Source organism: Micromonospora trifolii (assembly GCF_022229005.1).
Taxonomy (GTDB): Bacteria; Actinomycetota; Actinomycetes; order Mycobacteriales; family Micromonosporaceae; genus Micromonospora; species Micromonospora trifolii.
In genome coordinates this window covers 1-18490 of sequence record NZ_JAKKFD010000005.1, presented here as the reverse complement: position 1 = coordinate 18490, position 18490 = coordinate 1, and the positions used below count along the sequence as shown (strand labels likewise).

The window sequence follows — 18490 nt, the reverse complement described above, 5'->3', positions numbered from 1 at the left end:
CCGTCAGCCCGTCGACAGTTTGTAGCCGGCGCCGCGTACGGTCCGGATCAGCCGTGGCTGCGCCGGGTCGTCCTCGACCTTGGCGCGTAGCCGCTGCACCGCCACGTCGACCAGTCGGGAGTCGCCGAGGAAGTCGTGGTTCCAGACCAGGTCCAGCAGCAGATCCCGGGTGAAGACCTGACCGGGCCGGCGGGCCAGCTCCAGGAGCAGGCGGAACTCGGTGGCGGTGAGTGCCACCTCCTGGCCGTGCCGGCGGACCACGAAGCCGCCCGGGTCGATCTCCAGGCCGCCGATCTCGATGACTGTCGAGGGGGTCGGCGCGCTTCCCCGACGCAGCACCGAGCGGACCCGGGCCACCAGCTCGGGCAGGTCGAAGGGCTTGCGCAGATAGTCGTCAGCGCCGCACTCCAGCCCGACCACCACGTCGATGGTGTCGGTGCGCGCGGTCAGCATCAGGATCGGCACCTGGCTGGTCCGCCGGATCTCCCGGCAGACCTCCAGGCCGTCCAGGCCCGGCAGCATGATGTCGAGCACGATGAGGTCGACCGGCTGGGCGCGGAACGCGGCCAGGGCCTGCCGCCCGTCGACAGCGGTGTCGACCCGGAAACCGGCGCGGCGCAGACCGAGGGCGGTGACCTCCCGGATCGAGAAGTCGTCCTCGACCACCAACACGCGGCCCTCCATCACCCGAGGGTAGACCCGGCGCCACAGTGCGTAGTCCTGGCAAAACGGTCGACATCGGTGGCCGGCTGGCCCCCTCCGGGCACTGTCCAACGGCTACGGTCAGGTGCCCTTGGGCACCCCTGAACCAGTTGACACGAAAGGGCACGACGTGAAACGTCATGGCTGCGTGATCCGACTCCGCCCCGAGCAGCGGGAGACCTACCTGCGGTTGCACGCCGCCGTCTGGCCGAGCGTGGAGAAGACGCTGCGCGAGGCGAACTTCCGCAACTACACCATCTTCCTCCACGACGACCTGCTCTTCGGTTACTACGAGTACGTGGGCGACGACTACGAGGCCGACCTGCGGCTGATCGCGGCGGACCCGCAGACGCAGGAGTGGTGGAAGCTGACCGACCCGTGTCAGGAGTCGATCGCCGAGCCCGGCTCGGGGGACTGGTGGGCCCCGATGCGCGAGGTCTGGCACCTCGCCGACGAGGCGGGCGGGCAGGCGCCCGACCCGACCCAGCGGAGTTCCGGCAGCTAGCCGGTCGGACTGGCGCCATCGGATGGTCGGGGCCGGTCGGTCCCAACCATCCGTGTCTACCGGTGGGAGGCGGTCCCGAGGACGTTGGTACGCCCCAGCGGGGTGACAACTCAGCTCCCGCATTGAAGAATAGCTTCATTCCGGAATGTAGATCTGCCGATATCTTACGGAGGAAGCGTGCTCACGAGAAGGAACCTGCTCGTCGCCGCCGGTGCGGCGGTGGTCGGCGCCGTACCGCTGGCTGGCCCGGCCTCGGCCGCGTTGCCGCAGCTGGACATGGAGGCGCTGATCAAGGCGGCGCAGATCGACCCGCGTCGGCCGGACACCGCGCTGACCGAGGGGGCCAAGGACAGCGTCCTGCTGGTGGAGCGCGCACTCCAGGCGAGAGGGCTGCTCTCGTCGGCGTACGTCGACGGTCATTTCGGCACCAGCACGATCGCCGCGTACGCCGCGTACCAGCGGTCGCTGGGCTATACCGGTCTCGACGCCACAGGTCTGCCCGGCCCGTCGTCGCTGCGATCGCTCGGCGAGGGGCGGTACACAGTGGCCAGGGCGATCTCGCCCGGCAGCGTGGTGACACTGCGCGGTGTGCAGGTCAACACCCGCACCAGGTCGATGCTGTTCGAGGCCGAACGCCTGCTCGGCCGCCAACTCGGCATCACGCAGGGCTCGTACAGCAGCGGTGTGGGCGCCTCCGCCGGCACGCACGACGGCGGCGGCGCGCTCGACCTGTCGGTCAGCGGTCTCTCCTCGGCGGTCCGGACGGACGTGCTGCGTCGACTGCGCACCGTGGGATTTGCCGCGTGGCTGCGGACCCCGGCCCAGGGCGACTGGGGCTACCACATCCACGCCATCGCGCTCTCCGACACCGACCAGTCGACCGGTGCGCAGAACCAGGCCGGCGACTATTACCTCGGTCGTAACGGCCTCGCCAACCGGGGCGTCGATGATGGACCGGCGGTCAGCCCGAAGCGGACCTGGGAGGAGTACCAGCGCACGCTCTGAGGCCCCATTTCGATGCCGGCTGTTTGGCGTACAGAGGAGCGAAGATGTCCATCCGTCGTAGCCGTTTCCTGCGCGGCACCGCCGCAGCGCTCACCACGATCCTCACCACCGCGGCGATCAGCGTCGCCAGTTCGACCGGGGCCCAGGCGGCCGTGAACACCTCGACGAGTTACCTGGTGGTCTACAACAACAACATCGAGAACTGGCTGCCGAGCTCCTGCGCGGACGGGTACAGCTGGGACCGCCTGATCACCTACCTCAAAGGCCGGCCGCTGAGCCCGGACATCTTCACCGTGCAGCAGGTGTCCAACCAGACGCAACTCGACACCCTCACGCGGCGCCTCTCCGACGAACTGCCCGGTACGTACGCCGGACAGATCGCGATCGCGAGCCCGGGTTCGATGGGTTACACCAGCACCTGCGGCAAGCTGAAGAACCAGCAGACCAACGCGGTCATCTACCGCTCGGACCGGTTCACGTTCGAGGACGCCACCCGGTGGCGATCCGACGCCCCAGAGGACTACGACGCCGGCACCGGTGGGTGCCAGAACCTCGAACCCACGCGCAGCAGCCAGGACCGCGTCCACAACATCGCCGTCCGACTGCACGACAACCTCCGCAACGAGGACGTGTCGGTGGCCTCGATCCACTGGCCGACCAACACCTGGCACGGGCCCCTGTGCGCCGACGAGAACATCAAGGAGGCCGACGAGGCGATGGACCGACTCGGTGGCGCCCTGAAGATCGTCGCGGGCGATGCCAACGCCGAGCCCGAGGACGCGGGCTGGTGGAACGACGGCAAGGCCGACGGGTACCGCGACCCGATCGCCGAGAAGTGCGGCAGCCGCGACTGCTCCTCGGCGTACGACACCAACGGCAGTCGGCGGATCGACTTCCTGCTGGTCAAGAGCGGCAACGGCTTCAGCAACGCCGCTACCATCACGCCGTCGATGACCGGCGGCGAGTACTCCGAGCACCGCGCCGTGACCGCCTACGTGAATTACTGACGACCCACCCAGCTGGACCGCACGCCGGCCGGTGATCCAGCCGGCGTGCCGTCGGTTACCGGTCGGCCAAGCTGCGAGAATCGGTGGTCGGGCTCGCCCGTCAGGTCCCGAAACTGCCTCGCTGTCGAAAGTCTTCGACAAATTCTTGGGCGTGCCTGTCGATTGGGATCGGCTCAGTTCGTAGCCCTGGTGAGAGCCCGGCATCGCAACGGGCCGCACACCCACTGGAGGGCACGATGACCGCCACTGCGAACACGACCCGCGCCGCCACGTCGAACGTCGGTGCGGTGATCCGGACCGGTGTCGCCGCCACTGTCGCGGCGAGCGTCGCCACCATGGCCGTCGCCGCCGCCGGACACCTGGCCGGCATCAGCCTCGAGTTGGGCGACGCCCCGATCCCCGTGACGGGGTTCGGCGTGCTGACCGCCGTCTTCTCGCTGATCGGCGTGCTCATCGCCGCGTCGCTGGCGCGTTTCGCCCGGCGCCCCCGGTTCACGTTCGTCCGCACGACTGTGGTGCTGACGGCCCTGTCCCTGGTGCCCGACGTGATCGCCGACGCCGGGGTGGCCACCAAGGCGCTGCTGATGCTCACCCACCTGGTCGCGGCCGCGATCGTGATCCCCGCTGTCGCGCGCCGCCTGGCCGTCTGACCTGCACCCATCTGACCATCGACCTACTGGAGGATCGTCATGAAGCAGTACCTGCTGTCCGTGCACGTCGTCGAGGGCGCGCCGACGCCGACCGACGAGGAGACGCAGACCATGTTCAAGGAGACGGGCCGGATCAACGACGACATGCAGGCCACCGGCGCCTGGGTCTTCGGCGGGGGCCTCACCTCGCCGGACAGCGCCACCGTCGTCCGGGTCGAGAACGGCACCACCGTCATGAGCGACGGGCCGTTCGCCGAGACGAAGGAGCACATCGCCGGGTTCTGGGTCATCAGGTGCGCGGACCTGGACGCGGCGCTGGCCTGGGCCGAGAGGTGCGCGGTGGCCTGCGGACCGGTCGAGGTGCGCCCCTTCGACGACCTGTCCCAGGCCTGACCAGGGGCCGGCGTCCCGACATGGACCTGGCGAGCATCTACCGCGCGGAGTACGGCCGCTGCGTCGCCACCCTGGCCCGCCTCCTCGGTGACATCAACCTCGCCGAGGAGGCCGTCCAGGACGCCTTCACCACGGCGCTGCAGAAGTGGCAGACCCTGCCGCCGAACCCGGGCGCCTGGATCGTGACCACCGCACGTAACCGTGCCGTCGACCGGCTTCGCCGGGAGTCGACCCGCGAGGCCCGGCACGCCCAGGCCCTGCTGCTGTATCACCAGGATGAGCCCTCGGAGGTGGGACCGGTGCGCGACGACCAGCTGCGACTCATCTTCACCTGCTGTCACCCCGCGCTGGCTCCGGAGGCGCGGACGGCGCTCACCCTGCGCCTGCTGGGCGGCCTCGAAGTGCCGGAGATCGCCCGGGCCTACCTGGTCCAGGAGGCGACCGTCGCCCAGCGGATCGTGCGCGCCAAGAAGAAGATCCGTGACGCCGCCATCCCGTACCGGGTGCCGGCCGAACATGAGCTGCCGGACCGGCTGCCGCCCGTCCTCGCCGTGCTCTACCTGATGTTCAACGAGGGTTACGCGTCCACCGCCGGCCCGCTGATCAGGACTGACCTGTGCGCCGAGGCGATCCGGCTCGCCCGCGAACTCGCCGCGTTGATGCCCGACGAGCCCGAGGTCCTGGGCCTGCTCGCCCTGCTGCTGCTGACCGAGGCGCGCCGCCCGGCCCGGCTCGGCCCGACCGGTGAACTGGTCCTGCTGGCCGACCAGGACCGGTCACTGTGGAACGCGCCGCTGATCGCCGAGGGCCATGACCTGGTCCGCCGCTGCCTGCGCCGCAACCGGCCCGGCCCGTACCAGATCCAGGCCGCGATCAGTGCTGTGCACACCGACGGCGCCGCCACCGACTGGCCGCAGGTACTGGCACTGTACGACCAACTCCTCGCACTCGCGCCAACCCCGGTCGTGGCGCTCAACCGTGCGGTTGCCGTCGCCGAGGTGCACGGGCCGGCGGTGGCCCTCGCCGCGCTGGAGGACGTCGCCCTCCCGGGCTACCACCGGCTGCCCGCCACCCGGGCCGAACTGCTGGCCCGGCTCGGACGCGACGACGAGGCCCGTGCCGCCTACGACCGGGCCGCGGCACTGGCCACCAACGAGACCGAGCGGGCCTACCTGCACACACGTCGCACCGAACTCACCAGTGAACGGAGAGCATCATGACCGCCACCTACACCGTCGACGTCTTTTCCAGCCTCGACGGCTTCGGCACCACAAGCGGAAACTGGGGTGGGTACTGGGGTAAGCAGGGCCCCGAACTGCTCGCGCACCGCCTGTCCGCGTACGGCGCGGAGCAGCGCATGGTGTTGGGTGCCACCACGTACCGGGTGTTCGCGCGGATGCTGGCCGCCAGCACCGACGAGTCCGAGGTCCGCGACGCCTGGGTGACCCGGATGAGGAACCTCCCGGCGACAGTGGTGTCGAACACGCTGGAAGGCCCCCTCGACTGGCCGGACGCGACAGTCGTGCCCGGCGACGCCGTCGACGTCGTCGCCCGGCTCAAGCAGGAGTCCGACGTGCCACTGCGATCACACGGCAGCCTGTCGTTGAACCGGGCGCTGATGGCCGCCGGGCTGGTCGACCTCGTCCAGGTGACGGTCTTCCCGGTGATCACCGGACAGACCGGCACCGAGCCGATCTTCCAGGGCGCGGCCGACTTCGACCTGGACTTGATCGGGAGCCGGACCCTCGACGGCCGCACCCAGGAACTCGTCTATCGACCCACCCTGCACGTCTGACTGAGTGTGTCGCCCAGGCGGGTCGGCCGGCTCCGATCACCACTGGTGGGCGACGTCGAGCACCACCCGGCTGTGGGTGCCGGGGCCGGCGAGCACGAGCACCCGGAACGGCAACCGCGCCCGTATGCCGACGGCGAAGGTGCTGTAGCCCTCGAAGCTGCCGCCGAAGACCACGTCGCGCAGCGTCGGGTAGCGCAGCAGGTTCCCCACGTGCTCGCCGACCGCGTAGGGCACCGTGCCCAGGTGGTCGTCGTCGTACGCCGGGGCCCGCAGCGAGACCCGCAGCAGCGCGCCGCCGGCGGTGTAGGGCGACAGCGCCAGCCCTTCGCCCTCGGTCCACGTCTCGCCGTAGCCGATCGCGTAGCCGTCCACCGGGCCGTCGAACTCGAACACGACCCGGTCGTAGCAGTCGTGCCGGCCCGTCCGTACGTCGACCAGCGGGGCGTCGCTCAGCGCGCCGGCCGTCTTCTCCGCGCTGCCCCAGGTGATCCCGCAGTACGCCGCTCCGGTCGTGGTGCCCGCGGCGGTGCTGCTGCCGGCGCTGGCGATCAGCCCGGCGAGGACGACCGCCAACGCGGTCAGTGCGCTCCTGATCCTCATTGTGGTTTCTCCGTTCGGTACCGGGGTCACGTCGCGGCGGCGCTGCCGGTGACCCTCTGCTGTCACCGTCGTCCTGCCCCGGCACAGGCGCTTCGCCGCGACGTAACCGCTGAGTAACAGCCGCCATCTCGCCGGTATGACGCTTCCGCTATGCCGAACATCGATCGCCGTCACATTAATATCTACGTGCATCGATGACCCGGTGGTCGACGGCCGCCGGACGACAGCAGGGGAGTACCCGATGTTCCGAGGACAACTGAGACGCGCGGCGCTGGCCATGCTGGTGGCGATCCTGGCAGCGGCCGGGATTCAGCTCGCCACCGGTGCGCCGGCCGCCGCCGTGCGCACCGTCTACTACGACGCGAGCCGGACCGGCGAGTTCCGCACCAACTTCGACCAGGCGGCGCAGATCTGGAACAGTCGGGTCAGCACCGTCCGACTCCTGCCCGGCACCCCGGCCAGCATCACCATCTACGTCGACGACGGCTGGCCCCGCGCGCAACCGACCAGCCTCGGCTCGGGCCGGATCTGGATGGGCCGCACGGCAGTCAACCAGGGCTACGACCGCACCCGCATCGCCACCCACGAAGTCGGCCACATCCTGGGTCTGCCGGACCGGCGCACCGGCCTCTGCTCCGACCTGATGTCCGGCAGCAGCGCACCGGTCTCCTGCCGCAACGCGAACCCCAGCGCCGCCGAGGCGAGCCGGGTGAACTCGCTGTTCGCCGGCACCCTGACCGCGCCGGCCAGCACGACCTACACCTGGACCGGCGCCTCCGACATCAGCCCGCTGGTGGTCGGTGGCCGGCCGGCATCGGAGAACTACCCCTTCATGGTGTACGTCTCCGGCTGCACCGGCACGCTGATCAAGGGCAACTGGGCGGTCACCGCCAAGCACTGTTCGACGCCGTCCTCGGTGCGCGTGGGCAGCACCAACCGTTCCAGCGGCGGGACGGTGGTGCGGGTTACCCGGGCGGTCAACCACCCGAGCGTCGACGTCAAGCTGCTGCAACTGGCCAGCTCGGTCACGTACGCGCCGGCCCCGATCCCGAGCACCTCCGGCGCGGTCGGCACGGCCACCCGGATCATCGGCTGGGGTCAGACCTGCGCCCCGCGGGGCTGCGGTTCGGCTCCGGCCGTGGCCAACGAACTCGATACGTCCATCGTGGCCGACAGTCGGTGCTCCGGCATCAACGGCCCGTACGAGATCTGCACCAACAACACCAACGGCAACTCCGGCGCCTGCTACGGCGACTCGGGTGGGCCGCAGGTGCGCCGGGTCAACGGAGTGTGGAACCTGATCGGCGCCACGAGTCGCGCCGGCAACAACAACTCCACCTGCGCCACCGGCCCGTCCATCTACGTCGACCTGCCGTCGATCCGATCCTGGATCTCCACTCAGGTGGGTGGCCTGCCGGTCTGACCACCAACGACACCGCGGGTGGGGGTGAGCGCCAGACGCGCCCCCGCCCCGGTGTGCCGGCGTCACCCACGCGATCCCACGATGCGATACGGTGCATGGCAGATCCGGCATATCGGAGGTGGCGTCATGCCTACCGTCGTCGTCCTCGCGCTGACCCTCGCCCTCGCGCCCGCGCCGTCAGCGTCGGCCACCTCGAATCCGCTCGGTGACATCGTCGGCGGCGTCGGCCAGATCGTCGACGACCTGCTCGGCGGCGACACCCCGAGTGCCGCTCCGACGCCGAGCCTCACCCCCACCGGGGCGGCCACGCCGAGTCGCCCGCCGGTCGCCGGCCGGCCCAGCCCGGCGGAACCCACAGCGATCCCCAGGCCCGCCGGTTCGGCGGGCGGTGCTCCCGCACCCGCAGCCCCCGATCGCCGCACCGCCGGGGAGGGCACCGGCACCCGCGAGGCCACAGTGCCGTGGCGCGACGGCGACACCCCCGCACCGACCGCACCGCCCGCGCTCGCCAACCCCACCCGGAATGCCTGGCCACCCGTGTCGTACCTGCTGGTCGTGGCGGTCCTCGCGGTGCTGGGTCTGCTGCTCCTGCGCCGCCGGGCCCCGGTCCCCGCCGCCGCACCCGACCCCGATCCGGTGCCAGACTCCGGGCCGGCACCGGATCCCGGCCCGGTGCCGGAGAACGTCAGCCGATTACCGACCAGCCTCAACGCCATCTACGAGATGGGCCGCCAGGACGAGCGACTCGAACAGGAACGCCGTCGGCGAACCTGAGGGCACGCCGCCCTTACGACGCCGAATAGGCGCCCTCACGCCGAGGGATCTCGTCGTCGTACGCCCCGACCGGCCCGCTGTAGCGGGCCTTGCCCTTCGGGTACGGCCAGGCGTTCGCGGTGCACCCGTGCAGGCCCAGCGTCTGCTGCTGCATCACCGGCGCCGACCGGCCCCGCCCGGGGCACCGTTCGTGGCCGTACCCGAGCTTGTGCCCCACCTCGTGGTTGACCATGTACTGCCGGTAGGTCTCCAGGCTCGCGCCGTAACCCGGCACCGCCTTGACCCAGCGCGCCACATTGAGCACCACCCGGCCACCGTTGCGGCAGGAGGTGTAGGCGTCCGGCACGTCCTGGCAGAGGGCGTCGCGGGTGCCGGGGGTCGCCAGGTAGATGGTGAAGTCGGTCGGCTCGCCGGCGCCGACCCGGCGCAGTCGCCACGCCCCGCCCGCCGTCCATCCGCGTGGGTCGTTCAAGGTCGTGGTGATCGCCGTGGCGATGTCTGTCGCCGGCAGGCCACGGATGTCGCGCTCCACGGCGACCCGGTAGCGCAGCAACCGGCCGGCCGTCGCGCGCCCGGGGGTTGTCTCGCCGGGTGCCACGGACCAGCGGTTAGCGCCGGTGGCGGGGTAGCTGACCGGGATGACGGGCGCGGAACTGGGTCGGACCTCGGCGGCCCCGGTCGGCCGACCGGCAGGTGTCGCCGGTCCGCTGGGCAGCGGTCCGGCGGCGACCGGGTCGGTGGCGGGTTGCCCGGCGGCGGGCACGCCGCATCCGGTGAGCAGCTCCACCACCAGCAGCGACGCCATCAGGGCGGTACCCCGGCGGTGGGTAACCTTCGTCGACATGTCTCTCCCCTCGCGCGTCGCTCAGCGGCGGCGCGGAGGAGAAGACGGGTGACAGTGGCGAAAAGTTGATGTGACCCAGGGCTCAACCTTTTGCCGGCCTCGCCCGTCTCTAGCTCTGTGGCACGGGGAGGGTTCGCGGTGGCGCGGGGTGACGCGGAATTCGTCGAGTTCGCGCGGGCGGCGTCCGCGCGGCTGGTGCACGCCGCGTTCCTGATGACCGGTGACCACCACCAGGCCGAGGACGCCGCGCAGACCGCCCTGGTGCGCACCTACGCGTCGTGGTCGCGGATCCACGACGACGACGCCTACGGGTACGCCCGCCGCACGCTGGTCAACCATCTGGTCGACGGGTGGCGGCGGCCGATGCGGGAGTACCCCACCGACGAGGTGCCGGAGCAGCGGCGTGGCGACCTGGCCGACGACGTGGCCACCCGGCGCTGGTTGATCACCATCCTCGGTGCGCTCAGCCCTCGGGAGCGCGCCATCGTCGTCCTGCGCTACTACTTCGACCTGCCGGAGGCGCAGGTGGCCCGGGAACTCTCCGTGTCTGTCGGCACGGTCAAGAGCACCAGCTCGCGAGCGTTGGAGAAGTTGCGCACCGCCGGGCCCCGCACCGTCGATGAGGAGGCGCGTCGATGAGTGAGCTGGAACGGCTCCGCCACGCGATGCGGGCGACCGAGCGCCCCGATGCCGTGCTCGACCTGGACTCCTTGATGCGCGAGGGACGTCGGTTGCGTACCCGTCGACGCGTCGCCGGGGCCGGGGCGGCGACGCTCGCGACCGGCCTGGCCGCCGTGGTCGTCGTGGTGGCGGTCGGTGCGTCCGGGCCGGGCGATCCGGCGCCGACCGGGCACCCACCGCCGGTCGCCGTCGCTCCGCCGCCGGTCGGTGTCTCGCCGTGGGCGGAGAAGTCGCTGGGCTCCACGCCACCGCCGACGGTGGGCCGCGACGAGCCGCCACCGAAGCCGCTGGGCCAGTTCGTGGACAGCGGGGTGAAGCACGGCACCGACCGGCGGATCTACTACTTCGTCCGGGTGTCAGTGGACGGTGAGCCCAAGGTGTCCATCGGGCTGGCCGCCGGTCGCCAGGCGCCGGACGGCTCGGTGACCACCGACATCCTGGTCAACGACGTCGACGGCAGCGACCGCAGCGCCGGTTTCCACCAGATCGGCTACGACGAGGGCTCTGCCGCGCCGGTGCCCACCTTCGGCTACTTCGTCGGCCCCGCCAAGCGGATCATCGGCACGGTCGACGGTCGGCAGGTCGACGCCCGAGTGGCGCGCTGGAGTGTCGACAAGCAGGTGCTGATCTTCTGGTTCGACCCGGCGCAGCTCACCCCGGGGGAGCGGTTGGACGGCATCATCGCCCACGACAGCAGCGGCCGCCGACTCTGACGCGCCGCCGGCACTCAGGCCAGTCGACGCTCGATGGTCACCGTCGTCCCCTCGGCGGTGGAGACCAGCGACACGTCGCCGTAGGCGTTCATCAGCAGCGCGCCGCGTCCCCGGTCCATCGCCGGCCGGCGGTCCCGCCAGGTGCCGAAGTCCCGTACCGAGATCCGGCTCAGCCCGCCACCGACCTGCACGCGCACCCGTACCTCCGGACGACTGGGCCGCTGCGCGTGCTCGACAGCGTTGTTCATGGCCTCCGAGGCGGCGAGCAGGAGATCTTCCAGCACGTCCGGGTCGACGTCCAGGTCGTCCAGCGCGCCCCGGACGTCCCGACGCATCGCGGCGGCGGAGGTGGGCGCGGACGGGTACGTCCATCCGACGTCCAGAACGTCGCCCAACCCGTCCGGGTCGGCCGGCGCCTGCCCGAGCACTGACGCGTCGCGGACAGGTTCGGCCGCCGGGGCCGGCGTGCCGGGGCCGACCGGGGCGGGTCGAGCCGAGGGAGTCGGGGTCGCCACCGTCGCCGGGTCGCCCGCCACGGCCGCGGCCGGGGCACGGTCGCGGGCCCGGCGGATGCTGGCCCGGATCCGGGCGATCAACTCGGCCGCGGCGAAGGGTTTGACCAGGTAGTCGTCGGCGCCCAGGCTCAGGCCCTCCACGCTGGCCTCCCCACCGGCGCGGGCGGAGAGCACCAGCACCGGCAGCGTCCGGGTCGCCGGGTCGGCGCGTAGCCGGCGCACCAGGTCGAAGCCGTCCAGCACCGGCATCATCACGTCGGTCAGGACCAGGTCGGGCAGGTCGCGGTGGATCTCGTCGAGGGCCTGCCGGCCGTCGGTGACGGCCCGCACCCGCCAGCCCTGCCCGGTGAGCAGCCGGGTGAGGTACGCCCGCATGTCGGCGTTGTCGTCGGCGAGCAGGATCCGGGCCCCTGCCAGTTCGTCAGTGGCCGGCCCGGACGCGGGATCGGGCTCGGTCAGCGCGTCGTCCGGTTCGGTGAGCCAGCCCATCGCCTCCTCGACGGCGGCGCGGGCGGCGTCGCCCCGTGCGTCCACCGCCGGCCCGGTGACCGCGGTGCGGTGCGCCGCCGACCAGGGCAGCGTCACTGTGAACCTGCTGCCGACGCCCACCTGGCTGGTCACCCGCACGTCGCCGCCCTCCAGCCGGGCCAACTCGTGCACCAGGGCCAGGCCGATGCCGGTCCCCTCGTGGCTGCGCGAGCGGGCGCCCCGCACCCGGTGGAAGCGTTCGAAGAGTTTTGGCAGGTCCCGTTCCGCGATGCCGATGCCGGTGTCCGCGACGGTGAGGCGCACCTCCTCGTCGTCGGCGTCGAGAGTCACCCGGATGCGGCCGATGAACGTGTACTTCAGCGCGTTGGAGAGCAGGTTCGTGACGATGCGTTCCCAGTTGACCGGGTCGACAGCGACCGGCCGGGGCAGCGGTGGGCAGCTCACCTCGAGGGTCAGCCCGGCCCGCTCGACGGCGGCCCGGAACACTCCGGCGAGCTCGGCGGTCAGCGCGGCCAGGTCGACCACCCGGGCGTCGCTGCGCGCCCGCCCGGCCTCCAGGCTGGAGAAGGTGAGCAGGCTGTTGACCAGCGTCAACAGCCGAGTGGCGTTACGCCAGCCGGTCTCCACCCGCTCCCGCTGCACCGCCGCCAACGGCGCTGTGGCGTCGGTGAGCGCGTCGGTCAGCGGGCCGAGGATGAGGGTCAGCGGGGTACGGAACTCGTGGCTGACGTTGGCGAAGAAGTCGGTCTTGACCCGGTCCAGTTCCGCCATCGCCTCGACCCGGCGCCGCTCCTCCTCGTACTCCTGGGCGTTTCGCAACGCCACGGAGATCTGCTGGGCGAGCAGTTGGTGGAAGGAGCGGTACGCCTCGTCGAGCCCTCGGCTGGGGCTGACCCCGGCGAGCAGGACGCCGATCGGCTGATCCTCGTCGGCGGAGGGCAGCGGCAGCGCCAGCGCGGTGCGGACCGGGTCGTTCCACGGGCCGGCGGGCAGTGGCAGCCGGTCGGCGACGTCGGTCACCGGTGTCGCCCGGCCCTCGGCGGCGTCCGCCAGCCCCCAGGCGTACGCGGGTGGGCCCGGGTCGGTCAGCTCGACGGCGTCCGGCAGGGCCACGGCGTGCCAGTGGTCGCCGCCGGTGCAGGCGACCCGGCGTAGCGCGGTGCCGTCGCGCAGGTAGATGGCGGCGAACGGGACGTCCAGGGGGTGGCCGTCGATCACGTCGATCAGCCGGGCGCCGGTGGCGTCCACGTCGACAGTGCGCCCGTCGCCGAGCACTGACAGGTCGCGCAGGAGACGCAACCGGCGTTCGCCGACCACCTGCTGGGTGACCTCGCTGCACACTGTCAGTACGCCGACGGTGCGGCCGTCGTCGTCGCGGGCCGGGGCGTGCGAGACGCTGAAGTACGCCTCCTCGCGGTAGCCGGCCCGCTCCAGCAGCAGTTGCAGCGCGGGGACCCAGCTGGCCACGCCGGTCGCCATGGCCTCCTCGATCAGCGGGGCGAGCACGTTCCAGCCCTCGGCCAGCGTCACCCGTACGTCGTCGCCGAGCGCGTCGGGGTGCTTGTCGCCGATCAGCGCGGAGTACGCGTCGTTGTAGAGCTGGGAGTAGCTCTCACCCCAGAGCAGCAGCATGGGATAGCGGGAGGAGAGCACCATCCGGACGGCGGCGCGCAGGCTCTGTGGCCACTCGCCGACCGGGCCGAGCGGAGTGCCGGCCCAGTCCAGTCGTGCCATCAACCGCCCGGTGTCGCCGCCGCCGAGGAACAGGTCAGTACTGGGTCGTGTCACGCTCGATCCGACCCCATCGCAAGCCCCCGTTCCGGGCCCGACGACCCCTGCCGCGTTACCTACCCATCCTGACACCTCTACTCACCTGTGCCGACGCCGGTACCCATCGTCGAAGCGGCGGCGGTTCGGGACGAACGACCGATGCTCAATAAATAGATATCTGTAAGTGTCTCGGGTATCTCTCCAACCCCGAGGAGCCCCCATGAGAGGCAGAACGCTGAGCGCGGGAATCGCGCTTGCCGTGTTCGCCGGGATGACGGTGACGCTGGCCACCCAGCCGGCGACCGCGTCACCTTCGACCACGACGACGGCGGTGACCCGGCCGATCGCCGCGGCCGCCGCCGCGTTGGCCGCGCCGGACATCTCCATCACCAACGTCCAGGCGCACCTGACCCAGTTCAACGCCATCGCCACCAGCAACGGTGGCAACCGACGGGCCGGCTCGGCCGGCTACACCGCCTCACTCAACTACGTCAAGACCAGGCTCCAGTCGGCCGGCTACACGGTCAGCGAGCAGTACTGCTCCAGTTGCCGGTACCCCTCGAACAACCTCATCGCCGAGTGGCCCGGCGGCCCGGCGGACCAGGTGGTCATGTTCGGCGCGCACCTGGACGGCGTCTCGGCCGGTCCGGGCATCAACGACAACGCCACCGGCTCGTCGACCCTGCTGGAGAACGCGTTGGTCCTGGCCGCGCAGAACCCGACAGTGACCAAACGGGTGCGGTTCGCCTGGTGGACCGACGAGGAGCAGGGGCTCAACGGCTCCCGGTTCTACGTCAACTCGCTCAGCGCCACCCAGCGCGGCTACATCAAGGGCTACTACAACTTCGACATGGTCGGCTCGACAAACGGCGGCTACTTCATCAACCGGGTCAGCTCGACCACTGCGGCGCCGCTGAAGGCGTACTGGGACTCGTTGGGCCTGCAACCGGAGGAGAACGTCGAGGGCCAGGGCCGCTCCGACGACTACTACTTCCAGCAGGCAGGCATCCCCACCTCGGGTTACGCCGCCGGCGCCAGCGCCCGCAAGACCAGCGCCCAGGCGGCCAAGTGGGGCGGCACCGCCAACTCCGCGTACGACCCCTGCTACCACCGGTCCTGCGACACCACCGCCAACGTCAGCGCCACAGTGCTGAACCGGGCGGCCGACGGCGTCGCGTACGCACTGTGGCAGCTCGCCGTGGGCGGCGGCACCCCGACCTGCACCGGCGGTCAGGTGGTCGGAAACGGTGGCTTCGAGAGCGGCAGCACGCCGTGGACCGCGTCCTCCGGTGTGATCACCAACGCCAGCGGCCAGCCGGCCCGGACCGGGTCGTACAAGGCGTGGCTCAACGGATACGGCAGCACCCGCACCGAGAGTCTGTCGCAGTCGGTGACACTGCCCGCCGGCTGTTCCACGTACACGCTGTCGTTCTGGCTGCACATCGACACCGCCGAGACCACCAGCTCCACGGCGTACGACCGGCTCACCGTGCAGGCGGGTTCGACAACGCTGGCGACGTACTCGAATCTCAACGCCGCTACCGGTTACGTGCAGCGCAGCCTCAACGCGGCCGCGTTCGCCGGGCAGACGGTCACGCTGCGGTTCACCGGCACCGAGGACTCGTCGTTGCAGACCACCTTCGTGATCGACGACGTGACGTTGCAGGCGAGCTGACCGCGTACCCGACAAAGGGCCGCCACCGGTTCTTCCCGGTGGCGGCCCGTCGCGTCGTGGGTCAGGGGAGCTGCGGGTAGAGCGCGGCGACGCCGCCGGCCAGCCCGGCCTGCACCTGGCGGCTGAGGTCGTCGGCGAGGATCTCGTACGCGTCGGCCTCGATGCCGTCCACGCCGATCCGGGCGACCGCCGCCGGGTCGGACTTCGGGCCGGTGATGTCTGCGGCCATGTCGGTGTCCAGGTAGCCGACGTGCAGGCCGGCGACCCGGACGCCCCGGTCGGCCAGTTGGACGCGCAGCACGTTGGTCATCGCCCACTCGGCGGACTTGGCGGCGCTGTAGGCCGCGTGGGTGGGGGAGCCGAACCAGGACAGCACGGAGAGCACGTTGAGGATCGTTCCGCCGCCGTTGCCGGCGATGACCGGCGCGAACGCCCGGATCGTCGACAGGGTGCCGATGTAGTGGGTCTCCAACTCCAGCCGGACGAGGTCCAGGTCGCCGTCGAGGAGGTCGGTCCGCGTGTCGATGCCCGCGTTGTTGATCAGCAGGTTCACGCCGCCGGCCAGCTCGGCGGCGGCGGCCACCGAGGCGGGGTCGGTGATGTCGAGGCGGACCGGCGTCACGCCGGGTAGGTCGACGCTGTCGGGGTTGCGGGCGCCGGCGTAGACGGTGGCGCCCCGGGCGAGGAGTTCGGCGGCCAGGTGCCGGCCGAGGCCACGGTTGGCGCCGGTGACGAGGGCGGTGCTTCCAGCGATCTTCATGGCCGTCACGCTATCCGACCTGACTTCTGTTAGGCAAAGTCAGCTATGTCACGTGGGCGGACCGACCGGATCGGGAATACGACCCGGACGCGCCCACACCCCGACCGGTGACGACTCGTATCCTTTCCGCGAACCTTCGCACGAGCCGAGATGGGAGACGGTGTGAGCAACCAGGCCGAAACGTTGGAATTCCAGGCCGAGGCGCGTCAGCTCCTCCAGTTGGTGGTCCACTCGATCTATTCGAACAAGGACGTCTTCCTGCGGGAACTCATCTCGAACGCGTCCGACGCACTGGACAAGCTCCGGCTGGCCACCCTCGTCGACAAGGACCTCGTCGCCGACACCGACGACCTGCACGTCGCCCTGGAGATCGACAGCGACGCCCGCACCCTCACCGTGCGCGACAACGGCATCGGGATGACCCGCGACGAGGTCGTCCAGCTGATCGGCACGATCGCCAAGTCGGGCACCGCCGAGCTGCTGCGCCACCTGCGCGAGTCCGCCGACGCCCACGCCAAGCAGGACCTCATCGGTCAGTTCGGCGTCGGCTTCTACGCCGCGTTCATGGTCGCCGACCGGGTCACCCTGCTGACCCGCAAGGCCGGCGAGACCGGCGCCACCCGCTGGGAGTCCACCGGCGAGGGCACCTACTCGATCGAGGCGGTCGACGAGGCGCCGCAGGGCACCACCGTGACGCTGCACCTCAAGCCGGCAGACACCGAGGACAACCTGCACGACTACACCGCCGAGTGGACCGTCCGCGAGATCGTCAAGCGCTACTCCGACTTCATCGCCTGGCCGATCCGGATGAGCGTCGAACGCCCCGGCGCCGACGGTGAGGCCGCCACCCGCGAGGTGCAGACCCTCAACTCGATGAAGGCGCTCTGGGCGCGGCCCCGCGACGAGGTCGACGCCGCCGGGTACAACGAGTTCTACAAGCACGTCAGCCACGACTGGGCCGACCCGCTCGAGGTCGTGCACATGAAGGGCGAGGGCACCTTCGAGTACGAGGCGCTGCTCTTCCTGCCCAGCCACGCCCCACTGGACCTGTTCTCCCCGCAGGGCCGCCGTGGCGTCCAGCTCTACGTCAAGCGCGTCTTCATCATGGACGACTGCGAGGCGCTGGTCCCGACCTATCTGCGCTTCGTCAAGGGCGTGGTCGACGCGCACGACCTGTCGCTGAACATCTCCCGGGAGATCCTCCAGCAGGACCGGCAGATCCAGATCGTCCGCCGCCGCCTGGTCAAGAAGGTCCTCGCCACGGTCAAGGACCTCAAGGCCAACCACGCCGAGCGTTACCGCACCTTCTGGACCGAGTTCGGCGCGGTGGTCAAGGAAGGGCTGATCGACGACACCGACAACCGGGACACCCTGCTGGACATCCTGTCGGTGGCCTCCACCAACGACCCGGCCGAGCCCACCGACCTGGCCGGCTACGTGTCGCGGATGAAGGACGGCCAGAGCGACATCTGGTACGCCACCGGCGAGTCCCGGGCCGCCATCGAGAACTCTCCGCACCTGGAGGCGTTCCGGGCCAAGGGGCACGAGGTGCTGCTCCTCACCGACCAGGTCGACGAGGTGTGGGTCGAGCGGGTCGGCACGTACGACGGCCGGCCACTGCGCTCGATCGCCAAGGGCGAGATCGACCTGGACACCGACGAGGAGAAGCAGCAGGCCGAGGCCGAGCGCGAGCAGCAGCGACAGGAGTTCGCCGGGCTGCTCGACTGGCTGGGGACCACTCTCACGGACAGCGTCCGGGAGGTCCGCCTGTCGTCGCGGCTGACCACCTCACCGGCCTGCGTCGTCGGCGACGCCCACGACCTCACCCCGACCCTGGAGAAGATGTACCGGGCGATGGGGCACGAGATCCCCACGACCAAGCGGATCCTGGAGATCAACCCCGGTCACCCGCTGGTGTCCGGGCTGCGCAAGGCCCACGAGCAGGGCAGCGACCCGGCCGCCCTGACCGAGACCGCCGAGCTGCTCCACGGCCTGGCGGTGCTCGCCGAGGGCGGTGAGCTGACCGACCCGGCCCGCTTCACCCGGACGCTCGCCGACCGGCTGGCGCGCACCCTGTAGGCGTACGCCCGGCCGGCGGCCCGCCCGAGTAGCGGGCCCGCCGGCCGGGCCCCTCCACGGCGCGGCGCCACCCGACCCGGCCAGCAGGCGATGCCACCCCGTTGGGCTCG

At 71.0% G+C, this 18490-nt stretch carries 18 protein-coding genes and 1 pseudogene; 14 read left to right on the top strand and 5 right to left on the bottom strand.

Translation table 11 applies throughout. The features are described from left to right. Positions 1–3: 3 nt before the first annotated feature. Positions 4–684 (bottom strand): response regulator, encoded by a 681-nt coding sequence (locus NIE79_RS04555; RefSeq protein ID WP_238677346.1) that lies wholly within the window; start codon positions 682–684, stop codon positions 4–6. 166 nt (positions 685–850) lie between these two features. Here NIE79_RS04555 and NIE79_RS04550 point away from each other — a divergent pair, with 166 nt between their 5' ends. From NIE79_RS04550 to NIE79_RS04520, 7 genes are all read left to right on the top strand, one after another. Continuing rightward, positions 851–1207, top strand: a complete 357-nt coding sequence (locus NIE79_RS04550; protein ID WP_238677345.1) for an L-rhamnose mutarotase — start codon at positions 851–853, stop codon at positions 1205–1207. 177 nt (positions 1208–1384) lie between these two features. Continuing rightward, the gene (locus NIE79_RS04545) at positions 1385–2212 is read left to right on the top strand and encodes a peptidoglycan-binding domain-containing protein (RefSeq protein ID WP_238677344.1); all 828 of its coding nucleotides are present in this window, start codon (positions 1385–1387) and stop codon (positions 2210–2212) included. A 44-nt stretch (positions 2213–2256) separates the two neighbouring features. Beyond that, positions 2257–3219, top strand: coding sequence for an exonuclease/endonuclease/phosphatase family protein (locus NIE79_RS04540; RefSeq protein WP_238677343.1), 963 nt, complete (start codon positions 2257–2259; stop codon positions 3217–3219). 236 nt (positions 3220–3455) lie between these two features. Further along, a complete protein-coding gene (locus NIE79_RS04535; RefSeq protein WP_238677342.1) occupies positions 3456–3869 on the top strand; it encodes a DUF6069 family protein in 414 nt (137 codons plus the stop codon). 39 nt (positions 3870–3908) lie between these two features. Beyond that, a complete protein-coding gene (locus NIE79_RS04530; protein ID WP_238677341.1) occupies positions 3909–4262 on the top strand; it encodes a YciI family protein in 354 nt (117 codons plus the stop codon). 20 nt (positions 4263–4282) lie between these two features. Continuing rightward, entirely contained in the window at positions 4283–5482 is a 1200-nt protein-coding gene (locus NIE79_RS04525; RefSeq protein WP_238677340.1) for an RNA polymerase sigma factor, read from the top strand. Further along, the gene (locus NIE79_RS04520; RefSeq protein WP_238677339.1) at positions 5479–6057 is read left to right on the top strand and encodes a dihydrofolate reductase family protein; all 579 of its coding nucleotides are present in this window, start codon (positions 5479–5481) and stop codon (positions 6055–6057) included. Before NIE79_RS04525 ends, NIE79_RS04520 begins: the two co-directional genes overlap by 4 nt. A gap of 36 nt (positions 6058–6093) precedes the next feature. Here NIE79_RS04520 and NIE79_RS04515 read toward each other — a convergent pair whose 3' ends face one another. Beyond that, on the bottom strand, positions 6094–6657 hold the full coding sequence (locus NIE79_RS04515; protein ID WP_238677338.1) for an AMIN-like domain-containing (lipo)protein: 564 nt from the start codon (positions 6655–6657) through the stop codon (positions 6094–6096). A gap of 241 nt (positions 6658–6898) precedes the next feature. Between NIE79_RS04515 and NIE79_RS34190 the strand changes: the two are divergent. The 3 genes and pseudogenes from NIE79_RS34190 to NIE79_RS04505 all read left to right on the top strand — a co-directional run. Beyond that, positions 6899–7372, top strand: a pseudogene (locus tag NIE79_RS34190) (snapalysin family zinc-dependent metalloprotease); the annotation flags it as partial. 3 nt (positions 7373–7375) lie between these two features. Next, the gene (locus NIE79_RS34185) at positions 7376–8080 is read left to right on the top strand and encodes a S1 family peptidase (RefSeq protein ID WP_443677164.1); all 705 of its coding nucleotides are present in this window, start codon (positions 7376–7378) and stop codon (positions 8078–8080) included. A 126-nt stretch (positions 8081–8206) separates the two neighbouring features. Continuing rightward, complete coding sequence (locus NIE79_RS04505; RefSeq protein ID WP_238677336.1) at positions 8207–8854, top strand: hypothetical protein; 648 nt, start codon at positions 8207–8209, stop codon at positions 8852–8854. 13 nt (positions 8855–8867) lie between these two features. Here NIE79_RS04505 and NIE79_RS04500 read toward each other — a convergent pair whose 3' ends face one another. Continuing rightward, positions 8868–9698, bottom strand: coding sequence for a DUF3152 domain-containing protein (locus NIE79_RS04500; protein ID WP_238677335.1), 831 nt, complete (start codon positions 9696–9698; stop codon positions 8868–8870). A 138-nt stretch (positions 9699–9836) separates the two neighbouring features. On the opposite strand from NIE79_RS04500, the gene NIE79_RS04495 reads away from it, so the two are divergent. Together NIE79_RS04495 and NIE79_RS04490 are read left to right on the top strand one after the other, a co-directional pair. Next, complete coding sequence (locus NIE79_RS04495; RefSeq protein ID WP_238677334.1) at positions 9837–10337, top strand: SigE family RNA polymerase sigma factor; 501 nt, start codon at positions 9837–9839, stop codon at positions 10335–10337. Further along, the gene (locus tag NIE79_RS04490) at positions 10334–11092 is read left to right on the top strand and encodes a hypothetical protein (protein WP_238677333.1); all 759 of its coding nucleotides are present in this window, start codon (positions 10334–10336) and stop codon (positions 11090–11092) included. Before NIE79_RS04495 ends, NIE79_RS04490 begins: the two co-directional genes overlap by 4 nt. Positions 11093–11106: 14 nt before the next feature. Here the strand turns inward: NIE79_RS04490 and NIE79_RS04485 are convergent, their stop codons facing one another. Then, on the bottom strand, positions 11107–13884 hold the full coding sequence (locus NIE79_RS04485; RefSeq protein WP_238677332.1) for an ATP-binding protein: 2778 nt from the start codon (positions 13882–13884) through the stop codon (positions 11107–11109). Between the two features lie 202 nt (positions 13885–14086). Between NIE79_RS04485 and NIE79_RS04480 the strand changes: the two genes are divergently transcribed. Beyond that, entirely contained in the window at positions 14087–15541 is a 1455-nt protein-coding gene (locus NIE79_RS04480; protein ID WP_238677331.1) for a M28 family peptidase, read from the top strand. Positions 15542–15602: 61 nt separating this feature from the next. Here the strand turns inward: NIE79_RS04480 and NIE79_RS04475 are convergent, their stop codons facing one another. Next, complete coding sequence (locus NIE79_RS04475) at positions 15603–16301, bottom strand: SDR family oxidoreductase (protein ID WP_238677330.1); 699 nt, start codon at positions 16299–16301, stop codon at positions 15603–15605. Between the two features lie 150 nt (positions 16302–16451). Here NIE79_RS04475 and htpG point away from each other — a divergent pair, with 150 nt between their 5' ends. Continuing rightward, complete coding sequence (gene htpG / locus NIE79_RS04470; RefSeq protein ID WP_238677329.1) at positions 16452–18380, top strand: molecular chaperone HtpG; 1929 nt, start codon at positions 16452–16454, stop codon at positions 18378–18380. Positions 18381–18490 lie beyond the last annotated feature (110 nt).